The 15725-nt window shown below is 66.4% G+C and carries 17 protein-coding genes and 1 CRISPR repeat array; of the genes, 10 read left to right on the forward strand and 7 right to left on the reverse strand.

All coding sequences use genetic code 11. From position 1 onward, the window contains the following. Positions 1-27: 27 nt before the first annotated feature. From B128_RS0108145 to B128_RS0108160, 4 genes are read right to left on the reverse strand one after another with little or no spacing between them, the layout of a single operon-like run. Positions 28-1095, reverse strand: a complete 1068-nt coding sequence (locus B128_RS0108145; protein ID WP_018111784.1) for a branched-chain amino acid ABC transporter permease — start codon at positions 1093-1095, stop codon at positions 28-30. After that, positions 1092-1985 carry a branched-chain amino acid ABC transporter permease gene (locus tag B128_RS0108150; RefSeq protein ID WP_018111785.1) on the reverse strand — a complete coding sequence of 298 codons (894 nt, stop codon included), beginning with the start codon at positions 1983-1985 and terminating at the stop codon, positions 1092-1094. Before B128_RS0108150 ends, B128_RS0108145 begins: the two co-directional genes overlap by 4 nt. Then, entirely contained in the window at positions 1982-3916 is a 1935-nt protein-coding gene (locus B128_RS0108155) for a long-chain fatty acid--CoA ligase (protein WP_018111786.1), read from the reverse strand. The genes B128_RS0108150 and B128_RS0108155 overlap by 4 nt, the downstream gene beginning before the upstream one ends. Next, on the reverse strand, positions 3913-4674 hold the full coding sequence (locus tag B128_RS0108160) for an ABC transporter ATP-binding protein (protein WP_018111787.1): 762 nt from the start codon (positions 4672-4674) through the stop codon (positions 3913-3915). Before B128_RS0108160 ends, B128_RS0108155 begins: the two co-directional genes overlap by 4 nt. A 163-nt stretch (positions 4675-4837) precedes the next feature. Here B128_RS0108160 and rpmH point away from each other — a divergent pair, with 163 nt between their 5' ends. The 6 genes from rpmH to prmC all read left to right on the forward strand — a co-directional run bounded on the left by rpmH (position 4838) and on the right by prmC (position 8294). After that, positions 4838-4984 carry a 50S ribosomal protein L34 gene (gene rpmH, locus B128_RS0108165; protein ID WP_018111788.1) on the forward strand — a complete coding sequence of 49 codons (147 nt, stop codon included), beginning with the start codon at positions 4838-4840 and terminating at the stop codon, positions 4982-4984. A 65-nt stretch (positions 4985-5049) separates the two neighbouring features. Further along, positions 5050-5322 carry a ribonuclease P protein component gene (gene rnpA / locus B128_RS0108170; protein WP_245537232.1) on the forward strand — a complete coding sequence of 91 codons (273 nt, stop codon included), beginning with the start codon at positions 5050-5052 and terminating at the stop codon, positions 5320-5322. Positions 5323-5327: 5 nt separating this feature from the next. Next, positions 5328-5585 (forward strand): membrane protein insertion efficiency factor YidD, encoded by a 258-nt coding sequence (gene yidD, locus B128_RS0108175; protein ID WP_026175128.1) that lies wholly within the window; start codon positions 5328-5330, stop codon positions 5583-5585. Then, entirely contained in the window at positions 5582-6877 is a 1296-nt protein-coding gene (locus B128_RS0108180; RefSeq protein ID WP_018111791.1) for a YidC/Oxa1 family membrane protein insertase, read from the forward strand. Before yidD ends, B128_RS0108180 begins: the two co-directional genes overlap by 4 nt. Positions 6878-6886: 9 nt before the next feature. Continuing rightward, the gene (locus B128_RS0108185; RefSeq protein ID WP_018111792.1) at positions 6887-7474 is read left to right on the forward strand and encodes a Jag family protein; all 588 of its coding nucleotides are present in this window, start codon (positions 6887-6889) and stop codon (positions 7472-7474) included. Continuing rightward, positions 7437-8294: a peptide chain release factor N(5)-glutamine methyltransferase gene (prmC, locus tag B128_RS12315; RefSeq protein WP_018111793.1), complete on the forward strand. Its 858-nt coding sequence runs from the start codon at positions 7437-7439 to the stop codon at positions 8292-8294. Before B128_RS0108185 ends, prmC begins: the two co-directional genes overlap by 38 nt. Here prmC and B128_RS0108195 read toward each other — a convergent pair. Next, positions 8202-9608 carry a DUF3084 domain-containing protein gene (locus tag B128_RS0108195; RefSeq protein WP_018111794.1) on the reverse strand — a complete coding sequence of 469 codons (1407 nt, stop codon included), beginning with the start codon at positions 9606-9608 and terminating at the stop codon, positions 8202-8204. The genes prmC and B128_RS0108195 overlap by 93 nt on opposite strands. 3 nt (positions 9609-9611) lie before the next feature. Further along, a complete protein-coding gene (gene lptB / locus B128_RS0108200) occupies positions 9612-10340 on the reverse strand; it encodes an LPS export ABC transporter ATP-binding protein (protein WP_018111795.1) in 729 nt (242 codons plus the stop codon). A 54-nt stretch (positions 10341-10394) separates the two neighbouring features. Between lptB and gltX the strand changes: the two genes are divergently transcribed. Genes gltX through ftsY form a run of 3 tightly spaced genes read left to right on the forward strand, consistent with a single transcriptional unit; the run spans position 10395 to position 13195 of the window. Further along, a complete protein-coding gene (gene gltX / locus B128_RS0108205) occupies positions 10395-11807 on the forward strand; it encodes a glutamate--tRNA ligase (RefSeq protein ID WP_018111796.1) in 1413 nt (470 codons plus the stop codon). A 32-nt stretch (positions 11808-11839) separates the two neighbouring features. Beyond that, the gene (locus B128_RS0108210; protein WP_018111797.1) at positions 11840-12280 is read left to right on the forward strand and encodes a hypothetical protein; all 441 of its coding nucleotides are present in this window, start codon (positions 11840-11842) and stop codon (positions 12278-12280) included. After that, a complete protein-coding gene (gene ftsY / locus B128_RS0108215; protein WP_018111798.1) occupies positions 12281-13195 on the forward strand; it encodes a signal recognition particle-docking protein FtsY in 915 nt (304 codons plus the stop codon). A 6-nt stretch (positions 13196-13201) separates the two neighbouring features. On the opposite strand, the gene B128_RS12960 is transcribed toward ftsY, so the two are convergent. Beyond that, the gene (locus tag B128_RS12960; RefSeq protein ID WP_018111799.1) at positions 13202-13375 is read right to left on the reverse strand and encodes a C1orf53 family protein; all 174 of its coding nucleotides are present in this window, start codon (positions 13373-13375) and stop codon (positions 13202-13204) included. Positions 13376-13405: 30 nt separating this feature from the next. Here B128_RS12960 and B128_RS0108225 point away from each other — a divergent pair, with 30 nt between their 5' ends. Then, positions 13406-13810 (forward strand): disulfide oxidoreductase, encoded by a 405-nt coding sequence (locus B128_RS0108225; protein WP_018111800.1) that lies wholly within the window; start codon positions 13406-13408, stop codon positions 13808-13810. A 169-nt stretch (positions 13811-13979) separates the two neighbouring features. Beyond that, positions 13980-15714: a CRISPR direct-repeat array (repeat unit 28 nt; unit sequence GTAGTCCCCACGCACGTGGGGATGGACC). Positions 15715-15725 lie beyond the last annotated feature (11 nt).

Here is a 15725-nt window from a genome sequence, read left to right on the forward strand (position 1 = left end):
CCATTCCCAACCCCTAAGGGGGGTTACCTAGTACTTGAAGGGCCAGGTACGGAAGTAGCTCCGCACCAGGCGCCACCAGTTGTAAAGCCCCCGGGGCTCAAACATGAGGAAGAGGACAATGATGAGGCCGAAGGCCAGAGGGCGGAGGGCGCTGGCCACGTCCACCCCCGCCACGCTGAACCCCAGGGCCTTGATCAGGTTGGAAAGGGACTCCATGTTCACGTCCAGGAGCACCAGGAAAAGAGGCCCGAGGAAACTGCCCACCAGGGTACCCAGCCCCCCCACGATGGCCATGGCCAGGTACTTCACCGAGTGGGCAAACACGTAGTCCTCAATGACCACCGCCCGGGACAGGTAGGCGTAGAGCACCCCCGCCACTCCGGCGTAAAAAGCCCCCAAGGCAAAGGCAAAGAGCTTGGTCCGCCCCGGGTCCATGCCCATGGCGTCCGCGGCCCGGTCGTTGTCCCGTACCGCCACCAGGGCCCGTCCATAACGGGTGCGCAGGAGGTTGCGGAAGAAGAGGGCCAGGAGGACTAGGGTGAAGAGGCTTGCGTAGTACCAGAAGTGGAAGTGGTTGCGGAAGCCCGCCTCGTAGCCGAAAAAGCTCGCCCGAGGCATGTCCATGGCCCCCCCCTGCTTCAGAAGGGGCATGTGCCCCACCGCCCATTCAAAGACCACCTGGAAGGCCAGAGTGGCCATGGCCAGATAGAGGTGCTTAACCCGGAGGCTGGGGATGCCCACCAGGAAGCCGAAAAAGGCCGCCACCAGTCCCCCCAAGGGGATGACCAACCAGAAGGGAAGACCCTGGGGAGCCAGGAGAGCGGCCGTATAAGCTCCCACCCCCATGAAGGCCGCCTGGCCGATGTTGATGAGGCCGGCGTACCCGGTGGTGATGTTGAGCCCCAGCACGGCCACGCTGTAGACCAGGATCAGGTCCAGGATAAAGACCTGGGTGCGAGAGAGGAACTGGGGCAACACCAGGAGAAACCCCAGGAAGAGGAGGAGGGAGACCAGCTCCCGGTGCGTGGCAAAAATGCTGGTGTCCTGCCGGTAGCTCGTGCGGTAGTTTCCGGTCTGGGCCCAAGGGTTTCTCATACGCGCTCTATCTCCTCCGTGCCGAAGAGACCGTGGGGCTTAAACCAAAGGACCAGCAGGAGCGCGAGGAAGGGGAAAACGTCCCGAGTACCCCCCCCGGGGATGTAGGGGTCCAGGAAGCCCGCCGCCAGGTTCTCCAGGACGCCGATGAGGATCCCCGCCACCACCGCCCCCGGGATGGAGTCCAACCCTCCCAGGATGACCACGGGGAAGACCCGAAGGCCGATGTGCACCAGGCCGTCAAAGTTCAGGCCGGAGATGGTGCCCACCATCACCCCGCCCGCGGCCGCCGCCAGGCCCGCGGCCGCCCAGGCCAGGGCGAAGACCTTGGCTACGGAGACCCCCAGGCTCATGGCCGCCATCTGGTCATCGGCCACGGAACGCATGGCCACCCCCAGGGTGGAGCGCTGGAAAAACCAGCTGAAGAGGAAGAGGAAGGCCAGGGTGAGGAAAAGGGCCAGGAGCTGGGCGTAGGAGATGCGGGCCCCTAGGAAGGCCACCCCCCCCTCGGGCAGGAAGGTAGGGTAGCCATAGCTACCCGCCCCGTAGGGAGTGAGATGCAAAAGCCCGTCCAGGAAGAAGGCCAAGCCGATGGTGGCCATAATGACGGAGATGATGGGCTGGCCCACCAGGCGCTTCAGGAAAACCCGCTCCAGCAGATAGCCCACCAAAGCGGTGAATCCCAGGGCCAGGAGGAAGGCCAGCACCACGGGAAGCTTCAGGACCACCAAAAAGAAGTGGGCGGAGAAGGCCCCCATGGCCAGGAGTTCCCCTTGGGCGAAGTTCACCACGCGGCTGGCCTTGTAGATGAGGACAAAGCCCAGGGCCACCAGGCCGTAGATGAGGCCCAGCACCACCCCGGAAACCAGGAGTTCCAAGAGGAAGCTCATGCCATCACCTCCTCCTTGAGGTCCAGCACGGGAACCTTGGCCCGCACCCGCTGGACGGTGCCGTCCTGGTACCGGTACTCCGCTTCCACCTCCACCTCCTTGGCCCCCGAGTAGAGGGCCTCCACCAGGGGGGCATACTTCTTGGCGATGAGACCCCGCCGCACTTTGCCCGTGCGGGTGAGCTCCTCATCGTCGGCATCCAGGAGCTTGTAGAGGAGGACGAAGCGCCTCAGCCTTAGCTCCTCGGGAAGCTCGGCGTTCACCCGCTCCACCTCTTTGCGCACCAGATCGGCCACCTCAGGCTTCAGGGAAAGGTCCAGGTAGGTGGTGTAGGCCAGGCCCCGGTCCTCAGCCCACTTACCCACCGTCTGGGGGTCTATGTTGAGGAAGGCCGCCAGGAAGGGCTTACGGTCGCCAAAGACCACCGCCTCCTTGATGTAGGGGGAGAACTTCAGCTTGTTCTCCACGAACTGGGGGCTGAAGACGGTGCCCTTCTCGGTGCGCATCACGTCGGAGAGGCGGTCAATGACCACCAGATGACCGTCCTCCGTGAGGTAGCCAGCATCCCCCGTATGGAGCCAGCCGTCCCGGAAGGTCTCCGCCGTGGCCTCGGGACGCTCCCAGTAGCCGGCGCACACGGCATCCGAGCGGCAGAGGATCTCCCCCTCCTCGCTGATGCGCACCTCCGTGCCGGGGATGGGCAGGCCCACGGTGTCGTGGCGCACGTCCCCATCCCGGTGGGCGAAGGCGATGCCGATGATCTCCGTCTGGCCGTAGATCTGCTTCAGGTTCACCCCGATGGCGTGGAAGAAGCGGAAGACATCGGGACCCAAGGCGGCCCCCCCGGTGTAGGCCCGGCGCAGGCGCAAAAAGCCCAGCTGGTCGCGCAAGGGCCGGAAGAGTACCCATTCGGCAAGCCCATAGGCCAAACGGAGCCCCAGGGGCATGGGCTTGCCCCGCATGCGGTACTCCGCCGCCCGGTAGCCCACCTTAAGGAGGCGCTCATAGACCCAGCGGTTGAAGGCGTAGCTTTCCGACATGCGCACCCAGATGCTGCTCTGGATGCTCTCCCAGACCCTGGGCGGGCTGAACATCACGTGGGGGCCGATCTCCTTGAGGTCCTGCATGGCGGTCTCCACCGCCTCGGGGAAGTTGACGGCGAACCCGCCGGTGAGGGCCATGGCCACGGACATCATCTGCTCCCCGATCCAGGCCAGGGGGAGGAAGGAGAGGTAGTCGTCCGTGGGCAAGAGGGGGTCCACTTCCTGCAGGGCCACCCCCATGTGGATCAGGTTGCGGTGGCGGAGCATGGCCGCCTTGGGACGGCCGGTGGTGCCGGAGGTGGAGGAGAGGTGGCAGATGTCCTCGGGACTGGCGGAGAGGAGGAGCTTCTCCACGGCGTCCGGATGCTTCTGGCGGTTCTCCCGGCCCCGTTCCAGAACCTCGGCAAAGGACAGGAGCCAGGGGTCCCGGTAGCCCCGCATCCCCTTGGGGTCCTCGTAGATGACGTAGCGAACGTGGGGGATTTCGCTGCGGATCTCGTAGAGCTTGTCCACCTGCTCCTGGTCCTCGGCCAGGACCACGCTGGCCCCGGTGTAGGTGAGCATGTAGGCGATCTCCGGGGGCAGGCTGCTCTGGTAGATGCCCACGCTGATGCCCCGCACCGCCTGGGTACCCAGCTCAGCGTAGAGCCACTCGGGGATGTTGTCGGCGATGATGGCCAGCCTCTCCCCGGGTTCAAAGCCCAAGGAGAGCAGGCCGTGGGCGAAGAGGAGAACCTTCTCGTAGTACTCGGCGTAGGTGATCTCGTTCCAGATGCCGAAGTCCTTCTCCCGCAAGGCCACCCGTTCCCCCTCCTCCAGGGCGCGCAGGCGCAGGAGCTGGGGGAGGGTGTACCGCTTCATCTCGTAGGAGGGCCTCAGGGCCTTCACGCTTCCACCCCCAGGTAGGCCTCCTGGACCCGGCGGTTTTGGGCCACCTCCTCGGGTGGCCCCTCGGCGATCACCTGGCCGAAGTCCAGGACGTAGACCCGGTCGGAGATGTCCATGACCACCCCCAGGTCGTGCTCAATGAGGACCACGGTGGTTCCCTGGGCGCGGATCTCCAGGATGAAGCGCACCATGTCCTCCTTCTCCTCCAGGGTCATCCCCGCCATGGGCTCGTCCAGGAGGAGGAGCTTGGGGGAGAGGGCAAGGGCCCTGGCCACCTCCACCCGCTTCCTTACCCCATAGGGCAGGTTGCCCACCAGGGCCTTGCGGTAGGGCTCCAGCTCCATGAAGTCAATGATTTCCTCCACGGCCCGGCGGTTCTCCACCTCCTTCCCCAGGGCCTTTCCGTAAAAGACCCCGGCCTGGGCCAGGCCGTAGGCCAGGTAGGTGTGGCGGGCCAGGAGGAGGTTTTCCAGGACCGTAAGGCCGGAGAAGAGCTCTATGTTCTGGAAGGCCCGGGCGATGCCCCGCTTGGTGATCTCGTGGGGACTGGCCCGGGTAATCTCCTGACCTTCAAAGAAGATGTGACCTCGCTGGGGGTGGTAGAAACCAGAGACCACGTTGAGTAGGCTGGTCTTTCCCGCCCCGTTGGGACCGATGACGGAGACCAGCTCCCCCCTTTCCACCCGAAGGGAGACCGCCGAGAGGGCGGCCACGCCGCCAAAGGTGAGGGTAACGCTCTCCACGCGAAGCTGGGACACGGGCTCCTCCCTAACAACTGTTTGCCGGGAAGTATAAGGGGGTGGCCTCGGGATTGTCAACGTTATGCTACCCGGGTGTAAAAAACCGTTAGACTTGGTACAGCCCCCTTTATGCTACACTCTTGAGGGTATTGGGGGCCAAGGGCCCCAGGGAGGGAAATGGATGAAAAGAACTTGGCAGCCCAACCGGAGGAAGCGGGCCAAGACCCACGGCTTCCGGGCCCGCATGAAGACCCCAGGCGGCAGGAAGGTGCTGAAGCGGAGGCGCCTCAAGGGGCGCTGGCGCCTCACCCCCAAGGTGAACGCCTAAAGCCCAGCCCCCCCACCCCGGGGGGGAAGCTTCTTTCCCTAAAAGGGGATAGGGCCTTCCAGCGGCTGCGCAAGGGGCGGACCGGGCGGGGTCGCTACTTGAGCGTGCGCTGGCTTCCTGCCCCGGAGCTCCGGGTGGGCATTGTGGTCTCCAAAAAGGTGGGTAAGGCGGTGGTGCGCAACCGGGTGAAGCGCCGTCTGAGGGAAATCCTCCGCCGCCTCCACCTGCCCAGGGCCCACCTCATGGTGGTGGCCAGCCCCGAGGCCCGGGAGGCCACCTACGCCGAGCTCTTCCAGGACCTCACCCGGGCCCTGAAGCGGAGTGGGCTGATACAATAGGCGGCGTGCGCGGCGTGTTGATCCTTTTGGTTAAGGCCTATCGGCGCTTCCTCTCCCCTCTAAAACCCAGGACCTGCCGTTTCCACCCCACCTGCTCCGCCTACGCCCTCGAGGCCCTGGAGCGCCACGGGGCCCTATGGGGTAGCTACCTGGCGGCCAGGCGCATCCTGAAATGCCATCCCCTGCACCCCGGGGGACTGGACCCGGTGCCCCTGGTCTTCCCACCCAGGAGAACCGTTAAGACCCACAAGGAGGCACGATGAAGAGGCTTTTACCCCTCCTTTTCCTGCTGGGCCTGAGCGCCCTGGCCCTCGAGGCGGGCTTCAAGGACCAGGACGTAAACGGGGACGGGGTGCCGGAGAAGATTGCCGTCACCAACCTCATGGACCTGGCCTTTGACCAGAAGGGCCAGGTGGTGGGCTGGTACGTGAAGACCTACAAGGGCACGGCCTTCAACGACTACACCCGCGCCCCCAACCTGAGCGGCAACGGCCCCGTGGTGGCCCCGGTGGGCTTTACCCCGGAGAAAGCGGAGTACCGGGTGGAGGATGGCCGCCTCCTGGCCCATTTCCAGGGCCAAGGGGGCACCCTCACCTACCGCATCGAAAAGGGGCGGTACACCGTCCAGATCAGCGCCGACTTCCCCCTCACCCTGAGGCTTTCCGCCCAGGGAAGCCCCAAGGTGCTCCTACAAGGGCAAACGGAACCCACCCCGAGCGGGGAGGGCCAGCTGGTTTACCTGGCCTGGCAGACCAAGCCCAAGGCGGGCTATGCCCTGGTGGCCTTCGCCCAGGAGCCCTTCTCGGGGAAGCTGGTGGGCAAGGAGGCCACCCTTACCCTGGCTCCCGGGGAGACCCTCAAGGTCTACGGGGGCCAGAACGAGCTGGTGCGCTTCCACGTGGAGGGCCTTCTCGCCCTTCCCGGCCTCTTTTCCCCCAACATCTGGGGGCAGCTTTCCCTGGGGCTTCTCTGGCTCATGGAGGTGGCCTTCCGCTACACGGGTAGCTGGGGCCTGGCCATCCTCTTCCTGACCCTGGTGGTGCGCCTCCTCCTTTGGCCCCTCATGCACCAGCAGTTCAAGAGCATGGCGGAGATGCAACGCCTCCAGCCCCTCATCCAGAAGATCAACGAGAAGTACAAGGACGACCCCAACAAGCGGGCGGAGGCCACCATGAAGCTCTATCAGGAGCATAAGGTAAACCCCGCCGCCGGCTGCCTGCCCCTTTTCATCCAGATGCCCATCCTCTTCATCCTCTGGAAGGTGATCGCCAACTACGAGTTCGGCCAGGGCCTGCTCTGGATCCCCGACCTGGCCCTCCCCGACCCCCTTTACCTCCTGCCCGCCCTCTACGTGGCCACCACCTTCCTCTCCACCTGGCTCTCCGCCCACGGCAACAAGGACCTCATTCGCCAGAGCCTCTTCATGAACCTCATCTTCATCTTCCTGGTGCTGCAGTTCCCCTCGGGGGTCACCCTCTACTGGGTGCTCTCCAACCTCATCGGCCTGGTCCAGCAGTGGCTCATCAACAAGAGCCTGAAGCCGGTGGCGGCGTAAACTTGGGGCATGGACGAGAGGAAGAAGAGCATTGACGACCTCCTCTCCGACCTGGGGGTCCTGGAGGAGGCCCCGGTGGAGGTGGAGCTCAAAGAGACCGGCAAGGAGGTGCGGTCCAAAGGCCCCAAGGAGGCGCTGGAGGAGTTTTTGGTGGGCCTTCTCCTCCGCCTGGACCCCGCCCACCACGTGGAGATCCGCCAGGAGGGGAACCTCCTCAAGGCCGAGGTCAAGGGAGGGGACCTGGGCCGCTTCATCGGCAAGGAGGGGCGCACCCTCAAGGCGGTGGAGTACCTGGCGGGGGTGGTGCTGGCCAAGCACTTCGGCGGGGAGTACCGGGTGGTCCTGGACGCGGCGGGCTACCGCAAGCGCCAGGAGGAGAGGATCCGCAGGCTGGCCGAGGAGGCTGCCCTCAGCGTGGAGATGACCGGCGAGCCCCTCCACCTGCCCCCCATGCGTCCCTCAGAGCGGCGCATCGTCCACATGCTCCTCAAGAACCACCCCAAGGTGACCACGGAAAGCCAGGGGGAAGGGGAGGAGCGGCACGTGGTGGTCTATCCCCGTGATAAGGCTCCTCCATCGGCTACGGGAAGCGCTTAGGGAGGCGGGCCTGCCCGAGGGGGAGGCCCTGGACCTCCTGGCCCTGGCCACAGGCCTTTCCCGCAAGGAACTCCTCCTAAGGCTCTCCCAGGCGCCCCCGCCCGAGGCTGAGGCCCGGGCCCTGGACCTGCTGGAAAGGCGGCTTTCCGGCTACCCCCTGCAGTACCTCCTGGGGGAGGTGGAGTTCTTCGGCCTGCCCCTTAGGGTACGGGAGGGGGTGCTCATCCCCCGGCCGGAGACCGAGGGCCTGGTGGCCCTGGCCCTGGAGCTTCCCCTGCCCCCAAGGCCCAGGGTCCTGGACGTAGGCACCGGCAGCGGGGCCATTGCCCTGGCCCTCAAGCAGTACCTCCCGCAGGCGGAGGTTTGGGCCACGGACATAGACGAGAAGGCCCTGGCCCTGGCCCGGGAAAACGCCCGGCGGCTGGGCCTCGAGGTGGCTTTCCTCAAGGCCCCCCTCACCGGGGGGCTAAGGGACCTGGACCTGGTGGTCTCCAACCCCCCCTACCTGCCCGAGGCCTACCGCCAGGTGGCCCCCAAGGAGCTTTCCTTTGAAAGCCCCCTGGCCCTCTATGCGGGCCAGGAGGGGCTGGACGTGGCCCGGCCCCTGGCCAAGGAGGCCTGGGAGGCCCTGCGGCCGGGGGGCTGGCTCTTTTTGGAGCTGGCCCCAGAGAACGTGGGGGCCATGGCGGGGGAACTACGGGCAGCCGGCTGGCAGGGGGTGGAGGTCCTACGGGACCTGGCGGGTCGGGAGCGGTACCTCCGGGCCCGGCGGCCCCCCCAGGAGCTCGTAGAGGAGGAGGGGGCGCTCCACCGTCCATAGGTCCTTGGCGGCCACCACCCCCACCCGCACCACCCCCTTCCGCCCCTGGAGGAGGGCCAGACCCCGGGCCAGCTCCTCGGGGGAGGGGAAGGTGGCGTACTCGGGGGGGAAACCCCCCTCCAGGAGCTTTCTGCGCACCTCCTCCCCCAGGGCCTCGAGGGCCTCCTGGTTGCGGGCAGGAGCCCCCAGGCGGAAGGTCCTGGCGGCCAGCACCTCCCCGGCGGGGTAGACCTTCCTCTCGGGGTAGAAGCGCACCTTAACGAGAAGCCGCCCCTCCCGGTACCCCGCCCCCTCTAGCACGGCAAGCCCCGGCCCGGAGGCGGCGTTCAAGAGCTCCGCCCCCCGGAAGCCCTGGAGGAGGGCCCGCCGCTCCGCCACCCGCTCCAGCACCGCCTTCCCCTCCTCGGCCTGCAGGCGCACCTCCCCCAGGTAGAGGCCCTGGCTCAGGCGCACCAGGCTCTGGGCCAGCTGGCCCCGCTCCCCCTGGAGGGCCTCCGCCTGCATGAGCAAGGCGCGCACCCTCTCCTCCGCCTGGCGGAGGTCCCTCTGCGCCTGCACCAGGCTGGCCTTCAGGGACTCCGCCTCCTGGAGGAGGGCCTGGCGCTGGCGCCGAGCGTCTTCCAGCTGGGCCAAAACCAGGGCCAGGTCGCCCTCCAGGCGTCTTTTCTCCCCCAAAAGCCGCTCCTTCTCCGCCGCCGCCCGCTCCACCGCCTCCTGAAGGGTACGGAGACGGGCCTCCAGGGCCTCCAGCTCTTCCGTCTTGCGGCTAAGGGCGCTGGTTCGCTCCCGAAGAAGCCGGGAAAGGGCCTGGCGCTCGGCCTCCAGCTCGGCCTTCTCCCGAAGGAGCGCCTGCCGCTCCCCCTGAAGGGCCCCCACCTGGGCGGCCAGGCGTTCGGCCTCGGCCTCGAGGCGGCGCCGCAGGGCCTCGGCCCGCTCCAGGGCCTGGGAAAGCTCCCGGCGCTGGGCCCTGAGGGCGTTGAGCTCCGCCAGGGCCCTGGCAGCTTCGGCCTCCATGGCCTCCTTGGTCTTGAGGAGGGCCTTGCGCTCGGCCCGCAGAAAGTCCCGCTCCTGCCGGATGGCCTCGGCCTGGAGGATCACCTCCCTGGCCTCCCGGAACACCAGGAGGAACCCCAGGTAGCTGAAAAGGGCGATCCCCACCCCGGTGAGCACCGCCACCAGGGTAGCCGTCTGCCGGGGCCTGAGGCCAAAGAAGCGGAAGTGCCGCTTGCCCGCCCACTTGGCCACCCGGTCCCCCAGGTAGGCCACCAGGGCCGAAAGGAGGAGGATGAGGGCCAGGAGGCTCCAGAAGGCCATGGCCTAAAGCTCGTAGTCCTCGCCCAGGTAGTGGCGCCGCACCCCCTGGTCGCGGGCGAAGGTCTCCGGGTCGCCGTGGAAGAGGATCTGGCCGTCGTACATCACGTAGACCCGGTCGGTGATGGCCAGGGTCTCCCGCACCGCGTGGTCGGTGATGAAGACCCCCACCCCACGGCGCTCGCGGAGCTCGGCGATGACCTTCTGGATCTCCCGCACGTTCTTGGGGTCCACCCCGGTGAAGGGCTCGTCCAGAAGGATGAAATCGGGGTCGGTGCAAAGGGCCCGCGCCATCTCAAGCCGCCTCCTTTCCCCACCGGAAAGGGCGTAGGCCATCTGGTCCTTGAGGTGGTAGATGGCCAGTTCCTCCAAAAGGGCCTTGGCCTTCTCCAGGCGCTCCGCCCGGGAAAGGGGCTGGAACTCCAAGACGGCCAGGAGGTTCTCCAGCACCGTCATCCGGCGGAAGGCGGAAGGCTCCTGGGGCAGGTAGCCCAAACCCAGCCGGGCCCGGCGGTACATGGGAAGCTGGCTTATTTCCCGTCCCTTAAGGAAGATCCGCCCCCCCGTGGGACGGATAAAGCCCACCATCATGTAGAAGGTGGTGGTCTTCCCCGCCCCGTTAGGGCCGAAGAGGGCCACGATCTCCCCGCGCTTGAGGCTCAGGTCCACCCCCCGCACCACCTCCCTGGGGCCGTAGCGCTTGCGCAACCCTTCTGCCAGAAGCTCCCCGTCCATTACCCTAAAGCCTAAGCCCCAACCTTTAGTCCCGGGTGAGATAATGGGCGAGGTATGGTGGTGACCCGCATCGCCCCAAGCCCCACGGGGGACCCCCACGTGGGGACGGCGTATATCGCCCTTTTCAACTACGTCTGGGCCAGGAAGAACGGGGGGCGCTTCCTGGTGCGCATCGAGGACACCGACCGCACCCGCTATGTGCCGGGGGCGGAGGAGCGCATCCTGGCCGCCTTGAAGTGGCTCGGCATCTCCTACGACGAGGGGCCGGATATCGGCGGGCCCCACGCCCCCTACCGGCAGTCGGAACGCCTGCCCCTCTACCAAAAGCACGCCGAGGAACTCCTCAGGCGGGGGTGGGCCTACCGGGCCTTCGAGACCCCGGAGGAGCTGGAAAGAATCCGCAAGGAAAAGGGGGGCTACGACGGCCGCGCCCGCAACATCCCCCCCGAGGAGGCCGAGGCGCGGGCCAGGCGGGGCGAACCCCACGTGATCCGCCTGAAGGTACCCCGTCCCGGCACTACGGAGGTAAAAGACGAGCTCCGGGGCCTGGTGGTCTACGACAACGCCGAGATCCCCGACGTGGTCCTCCTCAAGTCCGATGGCTACCCCACCTACCACCTGGCCAACGTGGTGGACGACCACCTCATGGGGGTCACGGACGTAATCCGAGCCGAGGAGTGGCTGGTTTCCACCCCCATCCACGTGCTCCTCTACCGGGCCTTCGGCTGGGAGGTGCCCAGGTTCTACCACATGCCCCTTCTGCGCAACCCCGACAAGACCAAGATTAGCAAGCGCAAAAGCCACACCTCCTTGGAGTGGTACAAGGGGGAGGGCTTCCTCCCCGAGGCCCTGAGGAACTACCTGGCCCTCATGGGCTTTTCCATGCCGGATGGGCGGGAAATCTTTACCTTGGAGGAGCTCATTGAGGCTTTCACCTGGGAGCGGGTCTCCCTGGGGGGGCCGGTCTTTGACCTGGAGAAGCTCCGCTGGATGAACGGCAAATACATCCGCGAGGTCCTCCCCCTGGAGGAGGTGGCAGAAAGGGCCAAGCCCTTCCTGCAGGCGGCGGGGTTCTCCTGGCCGGACGAGGCCTACCTGCGACGGGCGGTGGAGCTCATGCGCCCCCGGTTTGACACCCTCAAGGAGCTTCCGGAAAAGGCCCCCTACCTCTTCACCGAGGACTACCCCATGGCGGAGAAGGCCCTGACCAAGCTAAAGGAGGGGCTTCCCACCCTCATGGAGCTCAAACCCCTCCTGGAGGCCCAGGCGGACTGGAGCGAGACCGCCCTGGATGCCCTCCTGCGGGGCTTTGCCGGCGAGCGTGGGCTTAAGCTGGGCCAGGTGGCCCAGCCCCTGCGGGCGGCCCTCACCGGGAGCCTGGAGACCCCGGGGCTTTTTGAAATCATGGCCCTCCTGGGCAGGAAGCGGGTCCTGGCCCGGCTGGAGAGGGCCCTGGCCCTTTCGTGAAGGTGTGCGCAAGCGGGGTTATACTGGGGAGCGTGAAACGCTTCGTCTTCGCCCTCGTGCTTCTTTTGGGTCTGGCCAGCGCACAAAGCGCCATCCAGATGCGCTTCGGGTATGGGGAAGGCCTGGGCCTCACCTTCGGCGCCGGGGTGGAGAGCCGCCTGCGGCAGAACCTCTCGGGCCGCCTCCTGGCCGAGCTGGCCCCTTCCACCCCGGGGGTGGCCCTCGAGGCCGCCCTCCTCTTCAAGCCCGAGCTGGGGCAGTACGACCCCAGCCTGGCCGGGCTTCTCCCCTACTTCGGCGGCGGGCTGGGAGGGGTGGTGGGGCCCCGCTTGACCCTCGGCGTGAGCTTCACCCTGGGCCTAGAAGGTCTTCTGGACCGCTACACCGGCCTCTTCACCGAGGGTACCTACGTCTACGGCTTTGCCGACTTCCCCAAGATCTGGCGCTTCACTTTGGGGGTGAACTTCCGCTAGATGGGCTTCTTTGAACGGCTGAAAACCGGGCTGGCCAAGACACGGGAGCGCCTCCTCAAGGCCATCCCCTGGGGGGGCGACCCCGAGGCGGTGCTGGAGGAGCTGGAGATGGCCCTCCTTGCCGCCGATGTGGGCCTAGCGGCCACCGAGGAGCTCATCCAGGAGGTGCGGGCCTCAGGGCGCAAGGACCTCAAGGAGGCGGTAAAGGAGAAGCTGGTGGCCATGCTGGAGCCCGACGAGCGCCGGGCCACCCTGCGCAAACTGGGCTTCAACCCGCAAAAGCCCAAGGAGGTGGTGCCCAAGGGCCAGGTGGTGATGGTGGTGGGGGTGAACGGGGTGGGCAAGACCACCACCATCGCCAAGCTGGGCCGGTACTACCAGGGCCTGGGCAAGAAGGTCATGTTCTGCGCGGGGGACACCTTCCGGGCCGCTGGAAGCGCCCAGCTTGCCGAGTGGGGGAAGCGCCTGGGCATCCCCGTCCTCCAGGGGCCTGAGGGGGCTGACCCCGCCGCCTTGGCCTACGATGCCGCCCAGGCCCGCAAGGCCCGGGGCCTGGACCTCCTCTTCGTGGACACCGCCGGCCGGCTCCACACCAAGCACAACCTCATGGAGGAGCTCAAGAAGGTGAAGCGGGCCATCGCCAAGGCGGACCCCGAGGAGCCGAAGGAGGTGTGGCTGGTCCTGGACGCCGTCACGGGCCAGAACGGCCTGGAGCAGGCCAAGCGCTTCCACGAGGCTGTGGGCCTCACGGGGGTGGTGGTCACCAAGCTGGACGGCACCGCCAAAGGCGGGGTGCTTATCCCCATCGTGCGCACTCTGAAGGTGCCCATCAAGTTCATCGGGGTGGGGGAAGGACCTGAGGACCTGCAGCCCTTTGACCCCGAGGCTTTCGTGGAGGCCCTGCTGGAGGCCTGAGCCCCCTCAGAGCCCTGCAGGTCCCCCTTCCTCCGGGGGCCTCTCTTTTTGCCGCCAGGGGCAGTGCCGGCACCCCGAGCCGCAGCAGTAGCCCCGCTTCCGGTGGTAGGCCTCGGTGAAGACCATCCGCCCCTCTTCCCAGTAAAAGTCCTCCCCTTCCTTAAGCTCCTCCGCCCTCACAGAACCCAGTCTAGGGGTATGCTTGGGGCGATGAAACGGGGAACGCTCCTTCTCGCCTTCGCCTGGGTGGTGGCCCTGGTGGCCACCTTGGGAAGCCTCTACTACTCCGAGGTGCGGCTTTTCCTACCCTGCGAGCTTTGCTGGTACCAGCGCATCTTCATGTACCCGCAGGCGGTCCTGCTGGGCATGGCCCTCTGGCGGCAGGACCTGCGGGTGTGGCCCTATGCCCTTACCCTTTCCCTCATCGGGGGTGGGCTCAGCACCCTGCACCTGATGCAACAGAAGTTCCCCAACCTCTTCACCCTGGCCTGCAAGCCTCCGGTGCCCTGCACCGTGGAGTACATCCCCCAGTTCCCTATCCCCCTCCAGGCGCTCATCGCCTTCCTGCTCATCGCCTTCAGCATGGGGCTTCTGGCCAGGGAAGTAAGGCGCTAGGGCAGGGCGCCTTCCCGAAAACCCAAGCCTGTGCTAGGCTAAAGCCAGCGCCACGCGGGTTCCTGGCCACGCACCACGGGCGCGGTGGACCTTGAAAACCTTCCTGGAATGGTTCCCCAAAAGACACATAAAGGGGGGTAAGCCGGGATTTTTGCCGTCTGGGTCATGTGTAGTCCCCACGCACGTGGGGATGGACCATCGCCGCCGCCATTGCCGCCTCTGATGAGGCGTAGTCCCCACGCACGTGGGGATGGACCAGCGCCCCTTCAGGCCCTGGAGGGCGGCCTCAAGTAGTCCCCACGCACGTGGGGATGGACCACACGCCGCCGACGACCTACCAGTTTGGGGTGCGTAGTCCCCACGCACGTGGGGATGGACCCAGATAGCCCAGGCTGCAGGGCACCCTGTACTCGTAGTCCCCACGCACGTGGGGATGGACCGTTTACCACTCTTCTATTGAGCATCGTGCCACCGTAGTCCCCACGCACGTGGGGATGGACCACCGTGGTCACCCAAGCCCCTCCCACGAACCCGGTAGTCCCCACGCACGTGGGGATGGACCGGGAATCGGCGGCCGCTTGGGCCCCGTTTGTGAGTAGTCCCCACGCACGTGGGGATGGACCGTCCCGAATGTTTTCCAGGGACCGCTGGTAGAGGTAGTCCCCACGCACGTGGGGATGGACCCGATGCCAAGGCGTCTAGCGATTCTCACACTGAGTAGTCCCCACGCACGTGGGGATGGACCCGGGAAGACTATCCCGGAGAACGCCAAGTTTCAGTAGTCCCCACGCACGTGGGGATGGACCGGACTAGATAGATTGCGGTGGCAGAAAAGGTTAGTAGTCCCCACGCACGTGGGGATGGACCAGCAACCAACTTACGCATTCTTCACCTCCTTCCGTAGTCCCCACGCACGTGGGGATGGACCCTCGCGGAACGCCGCCCGGGAGAAAGAGCACACGTAGTCCCCACGCACGTGGGGATGGACCATACCCATAGGCCACCAGCCCAGCTACGGCTGCGTAGTCCCCACGCACGTGGGGATGGACCCCTCAGCCGCCATCCGATCCAGGGCCAAGGCGAGTAGTCCCCACGCACGTGGGGATGGACCGCCCTGGGGGTTAGCATATGTGGCCTATTAGGGGTAGTCCCCACGCACGTGGGGATGGACCGCCGGACCAAAAGCTACCCCAAAACTGGGCATCGTAGTCCCCACGCACGTGGGGATGGACCGCCATCTGTGGCGTGGGAGCAGCCACTCAGCTAGTAGTCCCCACGCACGTGGGGATGGACCCTAAATAAGGGTTCGGGGTTCAACCCCCCAGGAGTAGTCCCCACGCACGTGGGGATGGACCCGCTTTCGTGGCTTGCGGGAAAGCCCCCCACAAGTAGTCCCCACGCACGTGGGGATGGACCGCTCTCCACCACCCTGGCCCGGAAGCGGCGCTGTAGTCCCCACGCACGTGGGGATGGACCGCCGATGTAGTCCACCATGGGGTCCTCGGTCAGTAGTCCCCACGCACGTGGGGATGGACCGGAGGATTTGGGGGGCGTCCACCACGACCCGGAGTAGTCCCCACGCACGTGGGGATGGACCTGGCCAGCCCACGCTCCCGCTGGGGAGATACGGGTAGTCCCCACGCACGTGGGGATGGACCGCCCCCTCCAGTACCACCACCCCCCTTCCCGAGGTAGTCCCCACGCACGTGGGGATGGACCGGCCACGCCGATGGCTTCCAGGAGGGGACCGGAGTAGTCCCCACGCACGTGGGGATGGACCGGAGCTGTTGCGCACCTGGCACGGTCACGTCCTGGTAGTCCCCACGCACGTGGGGATGGACCGAAGCTTCTTAAGGTCCTCAATGGACTGGACCCCGTAGTCCCCACGCACGTGGGGATGGACCGCCTCCAACCG

It is taken from the genome of Thermus igniterrae ATCC 700962, assembly GCF_000376265.1.
In the GTDB taxonomy this organism is placed as follows: Bacteria; Deinococcota; Deinococci; order Deinococcales; family Thermaceae; genus Thermus; species Thermus igniterrae.

Excerpts from the sequence above, each read along its gene's own strand:
- B128_RS0108145 (WP_018111784.1), bottom strand. The coding sequence starts at position 1,095 with ATGAGAAACCCTTGGGCCCAGACCGGAAACTACCGCACGAGCTACCGG.
- B128_RS0108150 (WP_018111785.1), bottom strand. The coding sequence starts at position 1,985 with ATGAGCTTCCTCTTGGAACTCCTGGTTTCCGGGGTGGTGCTGGGCCTC.
- rpmH (WP_018111788.1), top strand. The coding sequence starts at position 4,838 with ATGAAAAGAACTTGGCAGCCCAACCGGAGGAAGCGGGCCAAGACCCAC.
- B128_RS0108180 (WP_018111791.1), top strand. The coding sequence starts at position 5,582 with ATGAAGAGGCTTTTACCCCTCCTTTTCCTGCTGGGCCTGAGCGCCCTG.
- B128_RS0108185 (WP_018111792.1), top strand. The coding sequence starts at position 6,887 with ATGGACGAGAGGAAGAAGAGCATTGACGACCTCCTCTCCGACCTGGGG.
- B128_RS0108195 (WP_018111794.1), bottom strand. The coding sequence starts at position 9,608 with ATGGCCTTCTGGAGCCTCCTGGCCCTCATCCTCCTCCTTTCGGCCCTG.
- lptB (WP_018111795.1), bottom strand. The coding sequence starts at position 10,340 with ATGGACGGGGAGCTTCTGGCAGAAGGGTTGCGCAAGCGCTACGGCCCC.
- gltX (WP_018111796.1), top strand. The coding sequence starts at position 10,395 with ATGGTGGTGACCCGCATCGCCCCAAGCCCCACGGGGGACCCCCACGTG.
- ftsY (WP_018111798.1), top strand. The coding sequence starts at position 12,281 with ATGGGCTTCTTTGAACGGCTGAAAACCGGGCTGGCCAAGACACGGGAG.
- B128_RS0108225 (WP_018111800.1), top strand. The coding sequence starts at position 13,406 with ATGAAACGGGGAACGCTCCTTCTCGCCTTCGCCTGGGTGGTGGCCCTG.